This is a genomic window from Leisingera sp. McT4-56 (assembly GCF_020514995.1).
Lineage (GTDB): Bacteria > Pseudomonadota > Alphaproteobacteria > Rhodobacterales > Rhodobacteraceae > Leisingera > Leisingera aquaemixtae_A.
Genome location: NZ_JAJALF010000027.1, coordinates 25,407 through 42,527, shown reverse-complemented (window position 1 = coordinate 42,527; position 17,121 = coordinate 25,407). Strand labels below are relative to the sequence as shown.

The following is a 17,121-nucleotide window of genomic DNA, read 5'->3' as shown; positions in this document are numbered from 1 at the left end:
GGCAGGCGGCGCTGGGGCGGGCTGCGTCAGAACGCAGGGCTAGGGGGCCGCGCAGCTGTGGTGCGGCTGCGCGGCAGAGCCAGGGTCAGAACCGCAGCGACAGGCAGGACATGCCGCCGTCCAGCTTGGCGCAGTCGGTGTTGTCGATCTCGACGATCTCGTACCCGGCATTGTCCAGCAATTCCGCCGTGCGCGGGAAGCCCGCCGCCATAAGGACAAGGTTGTTAAAACGGATGGCGTTGGCGGCCGCTTCCTCGCCGTCGGCCACATGCAGCACCCGGTAGCCTTCGAAACAGCCGGAGGCATCAAGGCGCTTGGTCGACAGAATCGTCTCGGCATCCATCAGCGAGCAGTCGGTCTTGAAATGCAGCACGCCCTCGGGGGTGAAAACTTCGCGCAGCGAATGGCCCCATTCGGCGGCAATTTCTGCCAGTTCGGCCACGCCTTCGGCGTCGGTGCGGTCGGAGCGGCCGACCAGGATCTCCTTGCCGGTCACCAGAATGTCGCCGCCCTCGATATGGCCGGGGCCGACGATTTCGCGGACGTCATCGTAGCAGGCGCGCAGGGTGGTGGCCATTTCCGCCACCTCACCCAGCCGAGACGGCGCGCCGGGACGCATCAGGATCGCCCCTTGCGGCAAGCAAAGGGCAGTGTCCTCGACGAACTGGGCATCGGGGAAAGCCACCAGCGGATCCAGTTCGATCACCTCGGCGCCGGTGCTGCGCAGCGCAGCGACATAGGCAGCGTGGGCAGCCAGCATGCTGTCGAGGCTGGGGTTGCCGATATCCTCGGCGCGCAGGCCCTTGGCGACGGTGGGGGCGGGGCGGCGGGTGATGGCGCGGGTGAACTCGAAGGTTGGGTTTCGCATTGGGTTACTCCTGGCCCTGAGAGGGGCCGGTTACGTCGATTTCGAGGATGGATGGGGTGCCGCGATTGCTGGCTTCCCGGAGCGCGGCGGCAATTGCCTGCGGTTCCATCGGCACGCGGGTGTAAGGGATGCCGAAAGAGGCGGCGGCGGGGCCGAACTCTGGCGGTGTGGGGTCGCAGCCGACCACGGGGACGTCCACGGCCTCCATTGAGGTTGCGATCTCGCCATAGCCGCGGTTGTTCCAGATCACGAAGGTGATGGGCAGGTTTTCGTCCACGGCGGCCATGATCTCCGGCAGCGAGAACTGGGCGCCGCCGTCGCCGGCAATGCAGATAACATGGGTCGAGGGATCGGCAATCGCGGCGCCGATCGCTGCGGGGATGCCATAGCCGAGCGCGCCATAGCCGGTAGCGGCATTGAACCAGCCGCCGGCTCGGTCGTGATCATAGTAGAGATTGCCGGCATAGATCGGCTGAGTGGAATCGCCGATCATCAAGGCGTTCGGCACCGCGTCGCGCATGGCGTTCAGCACCTCGACCTGCTGGCGGTATTCCGGGCCGATCTCTTCATACGCGGCGGCTCGGGTTCGGTTCGCGCGCTGGGCGCCCTGGCTTTGTTTGGGCGCAGCGGGCAGGGCTGCGAGCAGCGCGGCCGTAGCCTCGCCGGCGCGGGCGTGGATGGCGAGGTCTGTCTCGTGTCCGGCCAGCTGTTCGGCGCAGATGTCGACCCGGATCAGTCCGGCCATGTCAGCCATGCTGCCGGTGGCATACATGTCGTAGTCGGTCGGCCCGAGTTCGGTTCCCAGTGCCAGCACGCAATCGGCGTCTTGGATCAGCTCCCGGACCGCTTGCAGGCTGGGGCTTGCAGGAATGGTCAGCGGATGGCCGTGCATCAACCCGCGGGCGTTGACGGTTTGCACCACAGGCGCGTCGAGGCGTTCGGCCAGGGCCTGCAAGCCCCAGCCTGTGCACTTGGCACCCCCGCCAGCGAGGATGACAACTTTGGTAGCTCGTGACAGGCAGGCCGCTGCCTCGGCAATTTGGCCGCTGTCGAGGGGCGGCTGAGTGGAAGCCGGGGCGGGAAAGCCTTCCTGCGATGCTGTGCCTGCCACGTCCAGCGGGATCTGGATGTGGGTGGGGCCGGGGCGGCCAGCGGCAAAGGGGGCAAAGGCGCGGTCCATCGAGGCCTCCAGCTCATCGGGCCGGGCAACGTGTTCAGAGGCCAGCGCCACGGTCTTGGCCAGCGCGTGCTGATCCGGCAGCTCGTGCAGGTGGCCGTGGCCCTTGCCGAGCGTGGTGCTGGCGTTGACGCCGGAAACCACCAGCACCGGCACTGAATCCGCGCGGGCCTGGGCCATCGGGGTCAGTGTGTTCGTCAGGCCGGGGCCAGTGATGACAAAGGCCACGCCCGGCTGGCCGGAGACCCGTGCAAAACCGTCAGCCATGAAGCCCGCGCCTTGTTCGTGGCGGGGGGTGACATGACGGATGCCAGAGGCGGCCAGGCCGCGATAGAGCTCCACGGTGTGCACGCCAGGGATGCCGAACACGCAAGTGACGCCGCGTGCCTTCAGCCCGGCAACCAGGGCTTCGCCAACGGTTTTCGTGGTCATGCGGCGCCTCTTGCATTGCGGTTTGCGTGGGCGGCGATCCGGTCGAGCGCGGTGGCAAAACTGTTGTCGTCGATGGTGAGGGCGACCCGCACCCAGTTGCGAAGGCCGTCGCCGAAGGCGGAACCTGGCATTACCGCGACGCCGCTGTCCAGCAGGTCCCAGGAATAGGCGTCGCCGTCCATCCCGGTGGCGGAGACGTCGATCAGAGCAAACATGCCGGCTTCGGGCCGGTGGACGCGCAGGCGGGTCTCAGCGTGCAGGCGTTGTTCCAGCAGGGCGGCGCGGGCGGCAAAGCGGGCGGCCATCCCTGCGGCGACGGAAGAGCCCTCGCGCACCGCCTTTTCGGTCATGTCGGCGATAAAGGGCTGGTTGCCGAACAGCATGGTTTCCGAGACCGGCAGCAGGGCTGCACAGAAGTTGACAGGCCCGGCGCACCAGCCGCTGCGGAAGCCCGGCGCGGCGTGCGACTTGGAAATCGAGGAGACTGCAATCACCCGCTCCGCCAGGGCCGGATCGGAGAGAGGGGAGACAAATTCCGCGCCCTCAAAGACCAGGTGCTCATAAACTTCGTCGGAGATGATCCAGAGATCGTGTTTCACCGCCAGCTCGCCGATTTCCCGCAGGTCCTGCGGTGTCAGGATGGCGCCGGTCGGGTTGTGCGGGGTCGTCAGCAGGATGGCGCGGCTGCGCGGGGTGATGCGGGCGGCGATGTCGCTGGCCTGCATCCGGAAGCCGGCCTCGGGCCGCAGCGGCACCGGCACCATGCCGGCGCCGGACGCGCGGATCACGCCTTCGTAGGTGGCATACATCGGCTCGCCGACCAGCACCTCGGTGCCGGGTTCGGCCACGCCTTGCAGCACAGCATAAAGCGCGGTCTGGGTGCCGGGAAAGCAGAGGATGTTTTCCGGCCCGAAATCCCGCCCGCGGGTGGCGGTATAGGCCTCGGCCAGAGCAGCGCGCAGATGCGCCTCGCCGCGGCCGTCGGAATACCCGGTGCGGCCCGCGTGCATGGATTGCGCGGCGGCCTCGACCAGTTCCGGCGGGGTCGGCACGTCGGGTTCTCCGATGGTCATCTCCACCAGGTCGGCGCCGGCTGCTGCCAGTTGCCGTGCCCTTGCGTGCACTTCCCATTTGCCGCCGCCAAGCCCGGCCAGCCGTTCGGTGATTGCTGTCAGCCTCATCAGGTTTCAGCCTCCTGCTTCAAATCCAATCCAGTAATGGCGGCAACCGATTGCCGTCCGATTTCAACCAGTTCGCCAGCTGCGAAGGCATCCGGCAGGGCGCCGCCCTCCAGCCACAGCCCGTCGATCACCGCGTTGCAGGCAATCGCGAGCTGGCGCAGCCGGGCCGCCGGGGCGGGGCGCCCGGCCTCTTCCAGCGCGGCGGCGATCAGCGCCTCCAGCCGGTCGCGGAAGTAGGCATAGGTACGCTGGTGGGTTTCCTTCATCTGCGGATCGTTCTGCACCTTGTTGAGGAAGCTGGCCCAGAGCGCCAGCGCGCGCGGATCGACCACCGGCGGGGTCAGCGAGCCGTCGACAAAAGCCCTGAGACGCGCCCGGGCGCTGCCTGCCGCTGCCCCGGGTGCAAAGGTCAGGTCCGTCATCTGGTTCATATGGTGTTCATAGGCCGCGATGATCAGCTCTTCCTTGGAGCTGAAGTAATGCCGGATCAGCCCCTGTGTGACGTCGGCACGCTCGGCAATGCCCCGCACCGTGGCGCCGCGCACACCGTTCTCTGCCACCAGTTCCAGCGTGGCGAGAATCAGCGCTTCCTTCCGGGCTTCGGCGGATTCGCGTTTGAATTTGCGGCGCTCGTCGGTCACCTCAGCTCCTGTTTTTGTGCTGGCGGAGAAATTATACACTTGCATAATTACGCGAGTCGCGGCTTACTGCAATCGGAAAATTCGGGAAGACGCAAAGATGGACACAGCCGCAGCAGCCGCATCCTCGCCGGAGACAGACACGCGCCGGGAGGCAATCCGGGTCGAGGATCTGCACAAATCCTTCGGCAATCTGGAAGTGCTGAAGGGCGTGGATCTGACCGCCCATCAAGGGGATGTGGTGGCGATCATCGGCGGCTCCGGCTCCGGCAAGTCCACGATGCTGCGCTGCATCAATTTTCTGGAGACGCCGAGCTCAGGAAAAATCGTGATCGGCGGCGAGGAAGTGGCGATGCGGGGCGACGGCAGCCCGGCCAATCAGAAGCAGATCGAACGAATCCGGACCAAGCTGGCGATGGTTTTCCAGCAGTTCAACCTGTGGACCCATCGGACGCTGCTGGAAAACGTGATCGAGGTGCCGGTGCATGTGCTGAAGGTGCCCAAGGCCGAGGCTATCGCGCGGGCGCACGAACTGCTGAACCGGGTGGGGCTGGGCGGCAAGGAGGACACCTATCCTGCCTATCTGTCCGGCGGGCAGCAGCAGCGGGCGGCGATTGCGCGGGCGCTCGCGGTAGACCCGTCGGCGATGCTGTTTGACGAACCGACCTCGGCGCTGGACCCGGAACTGGTGGGTGAGGTGCTGACGGTGATCCGCGACCTGGCCGCCGAGGGGCGCACCATGCTGCTGGTGACCCATGAGATGAAATTCGCCCGCGAAGTCGCAAACCACGTTGTCTATCTGTACCAGGGCCGCATCGAAGAGCAGGGGCCGCCTGCCGAGGTCTTTGGCAATCCGCAATCAGACCGTCTGAAGCAATTTCTGAGCTCGGTCGCCTGATCCACTACCACCAAAATAAAAACCAACTGGGAGAATAATATGAAACTGAAAGCACTGCTTGCCGCGGCAACCGCGGCTGCCGCTCTGTCCGCTGGTGCGGCTGCTGCCGAACAGGTGAAAATCGGCATCGCCGCGGAACCCTACCCGCCGTTTGCCTCGCTCGACAGCTCCGGCAACTGGGTCGGCTGGGAGGTCGAGGTGATCGGCGCGGTCTGCGCCGCGGCTGAACTGGACTGCGTGATCACGCCGGTGGCCTGGGACGGCATCATTCCGTCGCTGACCGGCCAGCAGATTGACGCCATCATGGCTTCCATGTCGATCACCGAGGAGCGGATGAAGACAATCGATTTCTCCGATCCCTATTACAACACCCCGGCGGTGATCGTGGCCGACAAGTCGATGGACATCGCGCCGACGCCGGAATCGCTGGCGGGTAAAATTGTCGGCATCCAGGCCTCGACCATCCACCAGGCCTATGCGCAGGAATACTTCAAGGATGCCGAGCTGAAGGTTTACCAGACCCAGGATGAAGCCAACCAGGATCTGTTTGCGGGCCGCATCGATGCGACCCAGGCGGACAGCATCGCGATGGCGGATTTCGTCGGGTCCGACACCGGCAGCTGCTGCGAGATCAAGGGCGCGGTGGCGGATGACCCGGCGATCCTGGGCCGCGGTGTGGGTGCAGGCGTGCGCAAGGGCGACGACGCGCTGCGCGAGGCGCTGAACAAGGGCATCGCGGCGATCCTGGCCGACGGCACCCACGAGAAGATCACTGCCAAATACTTCACCACCAGCATCTACTAAGGTGCTGCCGTGACCGGACTGTTCGAACTACTGGGCCTCGGCGCCAGCGCAGAGCTGCTGTCGCTGTCAGGCTGGGGAGGCAACCTGTTGCGCGGGCTTGCCAACTCCCTGCAGATCGCCTTTGGCGCTTTTGGGCTGGGGCTGGGGCTGGTGATCGGGCTGTTCGGGGCCTATGGCAAACTCTACGGCGGGAAGGTCACGCGTGATCTTCTCGCCATCTACACCACGGTGATCCGGGCGGTGCCGGAACTGGTGCTGATCCTGATCCTCTATTACGTGGGCAGCGATATCATCAACAAGATCTCCGAGGCGATGGGCGGCGGCCGGGTCGAGATCAACGGCGTTGCGGCCGGCATCTGGGTGCTGGGAGTGGTGCAGGGGGCCTATGCAACCGAAGTCCTGCGCGGCGCCATCAAGGCAGTGCCGGTGGGGCAGATCGAGGCGGCGAAGTCCTATGGCATGCCGGCCTTTATGATCATGCGGCGGGTGACGATCCCGGCGATGATGAGCTTTGCGGTGCCGGGGCTGGCGAATCTGTGGCTGATTGCCACCAAGGACACGGCGCTGCTGGCGGTGGTCGGCTTCAATGAGCTGACGCTGGAAACCCGGCAGGCGGCGAGCAGCACGCGGGCCTATTTCACCTTCTTCCTGGCGGCCGGTTTCCTTTATCTGATGGTGACGCTGTGCTCCGGCGCGGTCTTTGCCCGGGTTGAGAAATGGGCACGGCGCGGCCAGCCCTCGCTGAAGGGGGGCGCGCGATGATCAGCCTGAAGGACCTGATGCAGCCGCACCGCATCGTGATGATGCTGGTGTTCGCGGGTATCGTGATCTGGTGCGCCATTGCGCTGCGCTGGGACTGGATTCCGAAATACGCGCCGCTGGCGCTGGAGGGGCTGTGGGCCACGGTGTGGATCCTGGCCGTCTCGACTTTATTCGGCTTCATGCTGGCGGTGCCGCTGGGATTGGCGCAGGCGGTGGGACCCTGGTACCTGTCGATCCCGGCGCGCACCTTCTGCACCATCATCCGTGGCACCCCGCTACTTTTGCAGATCTGGCTGCTTTATTACGGGTTGGGGTCGCTGTTCCCGCAGTTTCCCTGGATCCGCTCCTCCGAGCTGTGGCCCTACTTGCGGCAGGCCTGGCCCTATGCGGTGCTGGCGCTGACCCTGTCTTATGCGGGCTATGAGGGGGAGGTGATGCGCGGGGCGTTTTCCGGCGTTGCCAAGGGGCAGCTGGAGGCTGCGAAGTCCTTTGGCATGCCGCGCTTCACCATGTTCCGCCGGATCTGGCTGCCGCAGGCAGTGCGCAATGTGCTGCCGACCTTGGGCGGGGAGACTATCCTGCAGCTGAAGGCAACACCGCTGGTGGCGACAATCACGGTGATGGAAATTTATGCGGTTTCCTCGCGCGTGCGGGCCGATACTTTCATTGTCTATGAGCCGCTGTTGCTGCTGGCGCTGGTCTATATGGCGATAGCCGGCGTGATTGCCCTGGCCTTCCGCCGGCTTGAGAAAGGCTGAAGTGGCAAACATTTAACACGTTTTTCGGGCCGCTGGGAAATGGCCCGGAATTTCTGATTAATGTGACATACATCAAATAACGGCACTGAAGTTCCCTCTAGTGTCGGCGGCGAATGCAGCAAGAGAATCTTGTAACAGATGCCGCGCACCCTTTTCATATCCCCTGCTTGCCGCGCCGGCCTGTTCCGGCGGCTGGCGGGGCTGTGCGCGGTTTTCATGCTGGCACTGCAAGTGGCCTTTCCCGGTGCGGGGCAGGCGGCGAGCGGCGGTGAGTGGATAGAGATCTGCGGCGAGTTTGGCGTAGTAGAAATCCAGATCGCTGGCGAAGACAGCGAAGAGGGGCAGGATTGCCCCAAATGCAGCACCTGCGCCCTCTGCGCGGCTGAGACCGGGGCCGGGCCGGCAGACATTCATTCAGCTGGCATGAGCCGGGCGGCAGGCTGCACTGTGCTGCTGCCTGCGGGCACTGCGGTGCAGCCTAACCCGGCACAATACTGGCACGATGGCCGTGGGCCTCCGCTGGTCACTGAGATAGAATCCGAACGCGCATTCCGCGCGTCCGTGGCAGCCACTCAAAATAAGGGAGAGGCGCCATGGTCCTGACACGCGCCTTCCGGGGCTGGCTGACAGCCCTTGTGATAACGATCGCCGCCGTAATTGCCGCGGCGGCTGAGGCCGACAGCCTCGACAGCTTCCTGACAGAATTGACACCTGCAGACCTGGTGCCCGGCGCCGAGGCGTTTGGCCCGGTGCGCACGGATGTGCCGGTGGCACCGGTGCTGAAGGCGGGCGAGACCGTTGCCTATGCTTTCCTGACCTCCGATTTCGTCGGCACCACCGGCTACAGCGGCAAGCCGATCCATGTGGTGGCAGCAATTGACACCGATGCGGTGCTGACAGGCGTGAAGCTGGTCAAGCATTCAGAGCCGATCGTGCTGATCGGGATACCCAATTCCAAGATGGTCAAGCTGACCGAGAGCTATGCGGGTCTCGACCTGAAGGCCGAGGCGGCGGCGGGCGGCGATGCCCATGACCTCGACATCATCTCGGGTGCGACGGTGACGATCATGGTGATCGACGACAGCCTGGTGCGGGCGGGTATCAAGGTGGCCCGAGCGCTGGGGCTGGGCGGGCTGTCGCCGGTGCAGCCGGACGGGCCGAAGCGCGAGGTCGACATGGCCCGCGAGGAAGTCGCGGACTGGACCACGCTGGCGGGCGACGGGTCCGTGCGCCGGATGACGCTGGACGTGGGCCAGATCAACGCGGCCTTTGAGGCCACCGGCGATCAGCGCGCGATCAAGCGGCCGGAGCCGGGCGCGCCGGACGACACTTTCATCGACATGCATATGGCGCTGGTTTCCGTGCCCTCCATCGGCAAGTCGCTGCTGGGCGAGGCAGAGTATCAAAACCTGCGGTCCTGGCTGAAGGAAGGCGAGCAGGCCATCCTGGTGCTCGGGCGCGGCAGCTACAGCTTCAAGGGGTCCGGCTATGTGCGCGGCGGAATCTTCGACCGCATCCAGCTGATCCAGGGCGATGCCTCGGTGCGGTTCTTCGACCACCAGCACAAGCGGCTGGGGGAGCTCGCGACGGCGGACAGTCCCAGTTTCGGCGAGTTGGACCTGTTCAAGATCCCGGCAGATGCGGAGTTTGACCCGGCTGAACCGTTCCGCCTGCAATTGCTGGTGCAGCGGTCCGTCGGAGCGCTGGAGCGGGCATTCCTGACCTTTGACTTGGGTTACAATCTGCCCGAACAGTACCTGCTTCCCGCCGCGCTTGCGCCCAAAGTGGTGGAGGACGACACCGGCGAGGCAGCCGCCAAGGCCGCGCTGTGGCAACGGATCTGGAAGGACCGCACCCTCGAGATCGGGGTGCTGGGCGTGATGCTGCTGGTGCTGACCGGGGTGTTCTTCTTCCAGTTCCAGGCGACCGTGAACGCGCGCACCTTTTACTGGTTCCGCATCGGATACCTGACCGTCACCCTGGTGTTCCTGGGCTGGTACGCCAATGCGCAGCTGAGCGTGGTGAACCTGATGGCCCTGGCGGGCAGCTTGCGCGGCGGCTTTTCCTGGGACGCCTTCCTTCTGGACCCGCTGGTCTTCATCCAGTGGTTTGCGGTTGCTGCAGCGCTGTTGTTCTGGGGCCGCGGCGCCTATTGCGGCTGGTTGTGCCCGTTCGGCGCGCTGCAGGAGCTGACCAACAAGATCGCCCGAGCGTTCAAGGTGCCGCAGATCACCCTGCCTTGGGGCCTGCATGAGCGCCTTTGGCCTGCGAAATACATGATCTTCCTTGGCTTGTTCGGAATCTCAATGATCTCGATCCCGCTGGCCGAAACCTATGCCGAGGTTGAGCCGTTCAAGACCGCGATCATCCTGAAGTTCGTACGCGACTGGCCTTTCGTGGTCTTTGCCTTGGCGCTGCTGCTGGCGGGCCTGTTCATCGAACGGTTCTACTGCCGCTACTTGTGCCCGCTGGGCGCGGCGCTGGCGATCCCGGCGCGGGTGCGGATGTTCGACTGGCTGCGCCGCTACAAGGAATGCGGCAGCCCCTGCCAGACTTGTGCCAACGAGTGCCCCGTTCAGGCTATCCACCCAACCGGTGAGATCAACCCGAACGAATGTGTTGACTGCCTGCATTGCCAGGTTCTGTACCAATCCGAAGCCAAATGCCCGGTTGTGATCAAACAGCTGAAACGCCGGGCCAAGACCGGCAGCCCGGGTCCGGAGATTGCTCTGGGCAGGCCGCCTGCCAATCACCCCAACGCGAACAGGACAAAAGTTTCCTGAAGGAGGACGTTATGTCTGAAGAACTGAAAAACAAACTGCCCGTCACCCGCCGCGGCCTTCTGGGGGCCACCGCCTCCGGTGCCGTTCTGGCGGCCACTGGCGCCGGTTCCGCACTGCTGGGCGCGAAGCCCGCGCAGGCTGCCGGTTTCGGCCTGGAGCCGGGCGAACTGGATGAATACTACGGCTTCTGGTCGTCAGGCCAGACCGGGGAACTGCGCATCATGGGCGTTCCGTCCATGCGCGAGCTGATGCGGGTGCCGGTGTTCAACCGCTGCTCTGCAACCGGCTGGGGCCAGACTAATGAGTCCCTGAAAATCCTGACCGAAGGCCTGCTGCCGGAGACCAAGGAATTCCTGGCCGCCAACGGCAAGGTCACCTATGACAACGGCGACCTGCACCACCCGCATATGTCGTTCACTGACGGCACCTATGACGGCCGCTACCTGTTTATGAACGACAAGGCCAACACCCGCGTCGCCCGCGTACGCTGCGACGTGATGAAGTGCGACAAGATCATCGAGATCCCGAATGCCAAGGACATCCACGGCCTGCGTCCGCAGAAGTTCCCGCGCACCGGCTATGTCTTTGCCAACGGCGAGCACGAAGCGCCGCTGATCAACGATGGCCAGATCCTGGATGATCCGTCGCAATATGTGAACATCTTCTCTGCCATCGACGGCGACACCATGGAAGTCGCCTGGCAGGTGATCGTCTCGGGCAACCTGGACAACACCGACTGCGATTATCAGGGCAAATACGCCTTCTCGACCTCTTACAACTCGGAAATGGGCATGAACCTGGCCGAGATGACCGAGAGCGAGCTGGACCACGTTGTTGTCTTCAACATCAAGGCGATTGAAGAGGCAATTGCGGCGGGCGACTATCAGGAGCTGAACGGTGCCAAAGTCGTGGACGGGCGCAAGGAGTCCGGCAAGAACTTCACGCGCTACATCCCGATCCCGAACTCGCCGCACGGTGTGAACGCCGCACCCGACAAGAAGCACATCATGATCAACGGCAAGCTGTCGCCGACGGTTTCGGTCATTGATGTGGAGAAGGTCGACGCACTGTTCAGCGACAACGCCGATCCGCGCTCTGCCATTGTGGCAGAACCGCAGCTGGGCCTTGGCCCGCTTCACACCGCCTTCGACAACCGCGGCTATGCCTACACCACCCTGTTCCTGGACAGCCAGGTGGTGAAATGGGACATCGCCAAGGCGATCGAGGCCTATGCGGGTGCCGATGTGGATCCGATCATGGACAAGGTCGATGTGCAGTATCAGCCGGGCCACAACTCCACTTCCATGGGTGAAACTGCCGAGGCGGACGGCAAGTGGCTGATCTCGATGAACAAGTTCTCCAAGGACCGGTTCCTGAACGTGGGCCCCCTGAAGCCCGAGAACGAGCAGCTGATCGACATTTCCGGCGACAAGATGAAGGTGGTGCACGATGGCCCGACATTTGCCGAGCCGCATGACTCGATCCTTGTTCACCGTTCCAAGGTGAACCCGGCCAGCACCTGGCAGCGCAACGACCCGATGTGGGAAGACGCGCGCAAGCAGGCCGAGGCGGATGGTGTCGATCTGGACGACTATCAGGACACCATCATCCGCGACGGCGACAAGGTACGCGTCTACATGTCGAGCCAGGCGCCGAACTTCAGCCTGGAGAAGTTCACGGTGAAGCAAGGCGATGAGGTCACCGTCTATGTCACCAACCTGGACGACATCGACGACCTGACCCACGGCTTCTGCCTGTCGAACTTCGGCATCGCGATGGAGGTCGGCCCGCTGGCAACTGCCTCTGTCACCTTCAAGGCGGAGCGCCCGGGCGTGCACTGGTACTACTGCCAGTGGTTCTGCCACGCGCTGCACATGGAAATGCGCGGCCGGATGCTGGTCGAGCCGCGGAGCGCGTAACCATGAAACGGCTCCTGCCCATATCCCTGGTTGCGGCCCTTGCCGGCCTGGCGCCCGTCTGGGCGGCGGATTGGGATGTGCCCAACCGGGCAGGGGCCATCGCTGAAACACTGGCGCAGGCGGCGGATGGCGACACCCTCCGCCTCGCCCCCGGCGAATACGCCGAAACCCTGGTGCTGGACCGGCCTGTCATTCTGGACGGGCAGGGCCAGGCCACATTGGACGGGCAGGGCAAGGGATCGGTGATCACCGTGACCGGGCCGGGCGTGACCGTTCAGAACCTGACCGTTGTTGGCTCCGGCTCCTCGCATCAGGAGATCGACAGCGGCATCAAGCTGACCAAGACCGCAAAGGCGCCGCAGATCCTGAACAATGTGCTGCTGGGCAACCTTTACGGTGTGGATATTCACGGCGCCCGGGACAGCCTGGTGCAGGGCAACCGGATCGAGGGGCGTCTCGACCGGCACATGAACGCCCGCGGCAACGGGGTCTATGTCTGGAACGCGCCTGGCGCGGTGGTGGACGGCAACGACATCCGATTTGGCCGCGACGGGATCTTTGTGAACAGTTCCAAGAAGAACGCCTTCACCAACAACACTTTCCGCGACCTGCGGTTTGCCGTGCATTACATGTATGCCGACAATTCCGAAGTATCGGGCAATGTCTCGATCGGCAATCACCTGGGCTATGCGGTGATGTTCTCAAAGCGGGTCAAGGTGACCGGGAATGTGTCGCTGAACGACCGCGATCACGGGGTGATGCTGAACTATGCCAACCAGGGCGAGGTGCGCGGCAACTATGTGAAGGGCGCCAAGGACAAATGCACTTTCCTCTACAACGCGCACAAGAATGATTTCTCCGGCAACTGGTTCGAGGGCTGCGGCATCGGCATCCACTTTACCGCGGGCAGTGACGGCAACCGGATGGTCGGGAACGCTTTTGTCGGCAACCGGCACCAGGTGAAATTTGTCTCTACCAAATGGGTGGAGTGGAGCGAAGAAGGCCAGGGCAACTACTGGTCTGACTTTGCAGGTTTTGACGTCGACGGGAATGGTATCGCCGATGCGCCCTACCGTCCGAATGACAGCATGGACCATGTGCTGTGGACCCAGCCAGCGGCGAAACTGCTGATGGGATCGCCCGCGGTGCAGCTGGTGCGCTGGTCGCAGTCGGCGTTCCCGGCGCTGCTGCCCGGCGGGGTGATCGACAGCCACCCGCTGATGCGGCCAGAGCGGCCCGGGGCCGCCAGAAAGGTTGAACAAGATGGATAACGCAAACAGCCCGCTGCAGATCCGCGCGCTGGACAAGTTCCGCGGCAGAACCCAGGTGCTGCATGGCATCGACCTGGACATCGCACCGGGCGAGCGGCTGGCGCTCTTGGGCCACAACGGCGCGGGCAAGTCGACGATGATCAAGGCGGTGCTGGGCCTGATCCGGCATGAGGGCGGCAGCATCCGCATTTGCGGTGCGGCGCCCGGCAGCGCCGCGGCGCGGGCGGCCACTGCCTTTCTGCCAGAGGCGGTCAGTTTCCACCCGGCGCTCACCGGGCATGAACAGCTGGCGCTGTTTGCCCGCCTTTCCGGTGAACGCGCTGACATCGAGGGCCTCTTGGAACGGGTCGGGCTGGGCGAGGCAATGCACCGCCGCATCGGCGCTTATTCCAAGGGGATGCGGCAGCGGCTGGGGCTGGCACAGGTCCTGCTGGGCCGCCCGAAGCTGGCGCTGCTGGATGAACCCACCAGCGGCCTGGACCCGATCTCGCGCCAGGACCTCTATGCCATCATCAACGAGCTGGCGGAGCAGGGTGCGGCGGTGCTGATCGCCTCCCACGCGCTGACAGAAGTGGAGGCGCGCACCGACCGTATCGCCATTCTGCGCAAGGGTGTGAAGGTCGCGGATGACACGCTGGCGGGCCTGTCGGCCCAGGCCGGGCTGCCGGTCAAGCTGCGGGTGCAGGCCAGCGGCGCGCACGCCGACCGGATCGCAACAGAGACCGGCGGGCGGCGGATCAACGGCGCCTCGGTCGAGATCCTGTGCTCGCCGCAGCAAAAGATGGCCGAGCTGCGCAAGATCGCCGCCATGGGCGATGCGGTGGCCGATATCGACATGGTGCCGCCGCGGCTGGAAGACCTCTATCGCCATTACTCCGGGGAGGACCGCAAATGAGACGTGCCTTTGCCATTGCCCGCGCCGAGATGCTGATCCTGCGCCGCAACCGCTGGCTGTTCATGGCGACGCTGATAATGCTGGCCTTTGCGCTGGCGCTGTCCTTTGCCGGATCGGCGCCGACGGGAACGCTGGGGGTGGACATGCTGACGGTTTCGGTCGCCTCGATGACCACCCTGTCGGTCTACCTGGCGCCGCTCCTGGCGCTGATGATGGGGTTTGACGCGGTGGCAGGCGACCGCGACCGGGGCAGCCTTGCCCTGCTCCTGGCCTACCCCGCGGGGCGGGCCGAGATTCTGCTGGGCAAGCTGATGGCGCATCTGGCCGCCCTGGCTGTCGCCATGTGCATCGGATTTGGCGCGGCGGGGGCCGTTGCCGCATGGTTCGGCGGCGCGGGGGCGGAGAGCCTTATGGCGCTGGGTCGGCTGGTGCTGACATCGATCCTGCTGGGCGCCGTATTCCTGGTGCTGGGCTATGCGCTGTCGGCGCTCAGCAGCGGTGCAACAGCTGCCGCGGGTCTGTCTGCGGGAGTCTGGCTGGTGTTTGTGGTTCTTTATGACTTGGGACTGCTGGGGGCCGTGGTGATGGACAGCGGCGGGGTCTTTACCCAGAAGATTTTCCCCTGGGTGATGGTTGCCAATCCGGCAGATGCGTTCCGGTTGTGGAACGTGGCGGCCTCGGAAAGCGTGGCCCTGTCCAGCGGTATGGCAGGTGCAGCCAGTGCGCTGCCCGGCTGGGCCGCACCGCTGTCGCTGCTGCTGTGGCCCGCGCTGGGCTTTTTGCTGGCCTGTGCCGCATTCCGGAGGGTGGAGCCATGAAACGCCTTATCCTTGCGGCTGCGCTGGTCCTGTCCGCCTGCCAGGAGGAGGAGGCCAAGGCGCCGCCTGCACCGGTGGAGCTGACGGAGGCGGCGCTCAGCTACTTCTGCCAGATGAATGTCGCGGAGCACGGCGGACCCAAGGGACAGATCCATCTCAACGGTTTTCCGGCACCCCTGTTCTTTGCCCAGGTGCGCGATCTGGCGGCCTATGTGAAAAGCCCGGAACGGGATGCGGAGATCACCGCGATCTATGTGAGCGACATGGGCGCAGCGGCGAGCTGGGAACATCCCGGCACCGACAACTGGATTAACGCAAACGAAGCGCATTTCGTGGTCGGCTCCAACGTCGCGGGCGGCATGGGCGCGCCGGAGGTTGTGCCGTTCGCCTCGCCCGAGGCGGCCGCGCGGTTTTCGCAGCGCTATGGCGGCACCGTCGCCGGGTTCGAGGGTATACCTGACGAAGCCGTGCTGGGGCCGGTTGATCTGGACCAGCAGCTGGAGACCCCGTCCTGAGCGTGAAGCAGCTTCAGACAGTTTCGGGCTGCAGCCGCATCTCGGCGGCGATGGCGTGGCCTTCCATCCCTTCCATCCGGCTGATGCGGGCGGTGCGCTGGGCCAGTTCATGCGAGGCGGCGGCATTGCAGCGCTGCCAAGTCACGGTCTTGGTGAACTTGTGCACCGACAGCCCGCCGGTATAGCGCGCGGCACCGCTGGTCGGCAGCACGTGGTTCGGGCCTGAAGCCTTATCGCCGAAGGACACCGTGGTTTCCTTGCCCAGAAACAGCGAGCCATAGGCAGTGAGGCGCTCCAGCCACCAGTCCAGATCCTCTGCCTGCACCTGCAGATGTTCCGGCGCGTAACGGTCGGCCACCTGCGCGGCCTCTTCACGGCTGCCGCACAGGACGACCTCGGCGCGTTCGTGCCAGGCGCGATGAGCGGCAGAGAGATTGGGCTCGGGCAACTTATCAATCAGCGCCTGTGCGCGGGCCATGACGCCCTTGGCCAGCGGCTCGCTGGTGGTGACCAGCCAGACTGGGCTGTCGGCACCGTGTTCCGCCTGGCTGACCAGGTCCCAGGCGACCGTTTCAATGTCAGCCGTGTGATCGGCGATTAGAAGTGAATCGGTTGGGCCTGCAAACATGTCGATGCCGACCGGGCCGAACAGCATCCGCTTGGCCTCCGCCACGTAGGAGTTGCCGGGGCCGACCAGGATGTCGGCGGGCTGCGATCCGAACAGGCCCTGCGCCATGGCGGCAATGCCCTGCACCCCGCCCAGGTTCAGGATCAGGTCGGCACCGCTGAGGTCCATCGCATAGATGATCGCATCGGGGATGCCGGTGCCGGGGCGCGGTGGTGAGACGGCGGTGATATGGGGCACGCCAGCCACCTTGGCGGTGGTGATCGTCATCAGCGCGCTGGCGATATGGCTGTAGCGCCCGCCCGGCACATAGCAGCCGGCGCTGGACACCGGGATCTGCTTCTGGCCCGCAATCAGGCCAGGGATCACTTCTACCTCGCATTCGCCCATCGTGGCCTTCTGCGCCTCGGCAAAGCGGCGGATGTTGGCGTGCGCGAACCGGATGTCCTCCTTGAGCTGATCCGGCACCCGGTTGCAGGCGGCGCGGCGCTGGGCATGGCTCACCACGGCCGGGCCGGTCCAGCCGTCGAGCTTTTCGGCATAGCGGCGGGCCGCTTCCTCACCCTCCCGCTCGATATTGGCAAGCATCACGGCGACGGTGTCGCGGATGCCGCTGTTCTCGGCGGCGGGGCGGGGCTGGGCCTGTTTCAGATAGGTGATTGCCATTTGGGTCAGCTCATTTTCCGTTTGCGGGCCGCCGGATGTGCTGCAAGGGCACGGCGCGGGATGCGCCTAAAACAGCGCTCCAGCTGCCAAACCGTCAAGCTATGGCCGCCA

16 protein-coding genes are annotated in these 17,121 nt (G+C 64.8%); 10 read left to right on the top strand and 6 right to left on the bottom strand.

What is annotated here, in order from left to right; all coding sequences use genetic code 11:
• Nucleotides 1–85 precede the first annotated feature (85 nt).
• Genes LHL23_RS20935 through LHL23_RS20920 form a run of 4 tightly spaced genes read right to left on the bottom strand, consistent with a single transcriptional unit; the run spans nucleotide 86 to nucleotide 4,299 of the window.
• Nucleotides 86–868 (bottom strand): arginine deiminase family protein, encoded by a 783-nt coding sequence (locus tag LHL23_RS20935; protein WP_226431421.1) that lies wholly within the window; start codon nucleotides 866–868, stop codon nucleotides 86–88.
• 4 nt (nucleotides 869–872) lie between these two features.
• The gene (locus LHL23_RS20930) at nucleotides 873–2,477 is read right to left on the bottom strand and encodes a 5-guanidino-2-oxopentanoate decarboxylase (RefSeq protein ID WP_226431420.1); all 1,605 of its coding nucleotides are present in this window, start codon (nucleotides 2,475–2,477) and stop codon (nucleotides 873–875) included.
• Entirely contained in the window at nucleotides 2,474–3,658 is a 1,185-nt protein-coding gene (locus tag LHL23_RS20925) for a pyridoxal phosphate-dependent aminotransferase (RefSeq protein WP_226431419.1), read from the bottom strand. The genes LHL23_RS20930 and LHL23_RS20925 overlap by 4 nt, the downstream gene beginning before the upstream one ends.
• Nucleotides 3,658–4,299 carry a TetR/AcrR family transcriptional regulator gene (locus LHL23_RS20920; RefSeq protein ID WP_226431418.1) on the bottom strand — a complete coding sequence of 214 codons (642 nt, stop codon included), beginning with the start codon at nucleotides 4,297–4,299 and terminating at the stop codon, nucleotides 3,658–3,660. The genes LHL23_RS20925 and LHL23_RS20920 overlap by 1 nt, the downstream gene beginning before the upstream one ends.
• Before the next feature lie 97 nt (nucleotides 4,300–4,396).
• Between LHL23_RS20920 and LHL23_RS20915 the strand changes: the two genes are divergently transcribed.
• From LHL23_RS20915 to LHL23_RS20900, 4 genes are read left to right on the top strand one after another with little or no spacing between them, the layout of a single operon-like run.
• Entirely contained in the window at nucleotides 4,397–5,194 is a 798-nt protein-coding gene (locus LHL23_RS20915) for an ABC transporter ATP-binding protein (RefSeq protein WP_065267612.1), read from the top strand.
• 39 nt (nucleotides 5,195–5,233) lie between these two features.
• Entirely contained in the window at nucleotides 5,234–5,998 is a 765-nt protein-coding gene (locus LHL23_RS20910; protein WP_226431417.1) for a transporter substrate-binding domain-containing protein, read from the top strand.
• A 9-nt stretch (nucleotides 5,999–6,007) separates the two neighbouring features.
• Nucleotides 6,008–6,760 (top strand): ABC transporter permease, encoded by a 753-nt coding sequence (locus LHL23_RS20905; RefSeq protein WP_226431416.1) that lies wholly within the window; start codon nucleotides 6,008–6,010, stop codon nucleotides 6,758–6,760.
• Nucleotides 6,757–7,518 carry an ABC transporter permease gene (locus LHL23_RS20900; protein ID WP_226431415.1) on the top strand — a complete coding sequence of 254 codons (762 nt, stop codon included), beginning with the start codon at nucleotides 6,757–6,759 and terminating at the stop codon, nucleotides 7,516–7,518. The genes LHL23_RS20905 and LHL23_RS20900 overlap by 4 nt, the downstream gene beginning before the upstream one ends.
• 72 nt (nucleotides 7,519–7,590) lie before the next feature.
• Here the strand turns inward: LHL23_RS20900 and LHL23_RS20895 are convergent, their stop codons facing one another.
• The gene (locus tag LHL23_RS20895; RefSeq protein ID WP_226431414.1) at nucleotides 7,591–7,932 is read right to left on the bottom strand and encodes a hypothetical protein; all 342 of its coding nucleotides are present in this window, start codon (nucleotides 7,930–7,932) and stop codon (nucleotides 7,591–7,593) included.
• 179 nt (nucleotides 7,933–8,111) lie between these two features.
• On the opposite strand from LHL23_RS20895, the gene LHL23_RS20890 reads away from it, so the two are divergent.
• From LHL23_RS20890 to LHL23_RS20865, 6 genes are read left to right on the top strand one after another with little or no spacing between them, the layout of a single operon-like run.
• Nucleotides 8,112–10,301 carry a NosR/NirI family protein gene (locus LHL23_RS20890; RefSeq protein WP_226431413.1) on the top strand — a complete coding sequence of 730 codons (2,190 nt, stop codon included), beginning with the start codon at nucleotides 8,112–8,114 and terminating at the stop codon, nucleotides 10,299–10,301.
• An 11-nt stretch (nucleotides 10,302–10,312) separates the two neighbouring features.
• Nucleotides 10,313–12,220, top strand: a complete 1,908-nt coding sequence (gene nosZ / locus LHL23_RS20885; protein WP_019294814.1) for a TAT-dependent nitrous-oxide reductase — start codon at nucleotides 10,313–10,315, stop codon at nucleotides 12,218–12,220.
• 2 nt (nucleotides 12,221–12,222) lie between these two features.
• Nucleotides 12,223–13,491, top strand: a complete 1,269-nt coding sequence (locus LHL23_RS20880) for a nitrous oxide reductase family maturation protein NosD (RefSeq protein ID WP_226431412.1) — start codon at nucleotides 12,223–12,225, stop codon at nucleotides 13,489–13,491.
• Nucleotides 13,484–14,386, top strand: coding sequence for an ABC transporter ATP-binding protein (locus LHL23_RS20875; RefSeq protein WP_226431411.1), 903 nt, complete (start codon nucleotides 13,484–13,486; stop codon nucleotides 14,384–14,386). Before LHL23_RS20880 ends, LHL23_RS20875 begins: the two co-directional genes overlap by 8 nt.
• Nucleotides 14,383–15,204 (top strand): ABC transporter permease, encoded by an 822-nt coding sequence (locus tag LHL23_RS20870; protein ID WP_039186586.1) that lies wholly within the window; start codon nucleotides 14,383–14,385, stop codon nucleotides 15,202–15,204. The genes LHL23_RS20875 and LHL23_RS20870 overlap by 4 nt, the downstream gene beginning before the upstream one ends.
• On the top strand, nucleotides 15,201–15,719 hold the full coding sequence (locus LHL23_RS20865) for a nitrous oxide reductase accessory protein NosL (protein ID WP_226431410.1): 519 nt from the start codon (nucleotides 15,201–15,203) through the stop codon (nucleotides 15,717–15,719). The genes LHL23_RS20870 and LHL23_RS20865 overlap by 4 nt, the downstream gene beginning before the upstream one ends.
• A gap of 13 nt (nucleotides 15,720–15,732) precedes the next feature.
• Here LHL23_RS20865 and hisD read toward each other — a convergent pair whose 3' ends face one another.
• Nucleotides 15,733–17,010 (bottom strand): histidinol dehydrogenase, encoded by a 1,278-nt coding sequence (gene hisD / locus LHL23_RS20860; protein WP_226431409.1) that lies wholly within the window; start codon nucleotides 17,008–17,010, stop codon nucleotides 15,733–15,735.
• Nucleotides 17,011–17,121: the final 111 nt, after the last annotated feature.

What these genes read in the sequence shown, in the direction of transcription:
- LHL23_RS20865 (WP_226431410.1), top strand. Translation starts at nt 15,201, where the DNA reads ATGAAACGCCTTATCCTTGCGGCTGCGCTGGTCCTGTCCGCCTGCCAG.
- LHL23_RS20915 (WP_065267612.1), top strand. Translation starts at nt 4,397, where the DNA reads ATGGACACAGCCGCAGCAGCCGCATCCTCGCCGGAGACAGACACGCGC.
- LHL23_RS20890 (WP_226431413.1), top strand. Translation starts at nt 8,112, where the DNA reads ATGGTCCTGACACGCGCCTTCCGGGGCTGGCTGACAGCCCTTGTGATA.
- LHL23_RS20875 (WP_226431411.1), top strand. Translation starts at nt 13,484, where the DNA reads ATGGATAACGCAAACAGCCCGCTGCAGATCCGCGCGCTGGACAAGTTC.
- LHL23_RS20925 (WP_226431419.1), bottom strand. Translation starts at nt 3,658, where the DNA reads ATGAGGCTGACAGCAATCACCGAACGGCTGGCCGGGCTTGGCGGCGGC.
- nosZ (WP_019294814.1), top strand. Translation starts at nt 10,313, where the DNA reads ATGTCTGAAGAACTGAAAAACAAACTGCCCGTCACCCGCCGCGGCCTT.
- hisD (WP_226431409.1), bottom strand. Translation starts at nt 17,010, where the DNA reads ATGGCAATCACCTATCTGAAACAGGCCCAGCCCCGCCCCGCCGCCGAG.
- LHL23_RS20895 (WP_226431414.1), bottom strand. Translation starts at nt 7,932, where the DNA reads ATGAATGTCTGCCGGCCCGGCCCCGGTCTCAGCCGCGCAGAGGGCGCA.
- LHL23_RS20900 (WP_226431415.1), top strand. Translation starts at nt 6,757, where the DNA reads ATGATCAGCCTGAAGGACCTGATGCAGCCGCACCGCATCGTGATGATG.
- LHL23_RS20935 (WP_226431421.1), bottom strand. Translation starts at nt 868, where the DNA reads ATGCGAAACCCAACCTTCGAGTTCACCCGCGCCATCACCCGCCGCCCC.
- LHL23_RS20880 (WP_226431412.1), top strand. Translation starts at nt 12,223, where the DNA reads ATGAAACGGCTCCTGCCCATATCCCTGGTTGCGGCCCTTGCCGGCCTG.
- LHL23_RS20870 (WP_039186586.1), top strand. Translation starts at nt 14,383, where the DNA reads ATGAGACGTGCCTTTGCCATTGCCCGCGCCGAGATGCTGATCCTGCGC.
- LHL23_RS20910 (WP_226431417.1), top strand. Translation starts at nt 5,234, where the DNA reads ATGAAACTGAAAGCACTGCTTGCCGCGGCAACCGCGGCTGCCGCTCTG.
- LHL23_RS20930 (WP_226431420.1), bottom strand. Translation starts at nt 2,477, where the DNA reads ATGACCACGAAAACCGTTGGCGAAGCCCTGGTTGCCGGGCTGAAGGCA.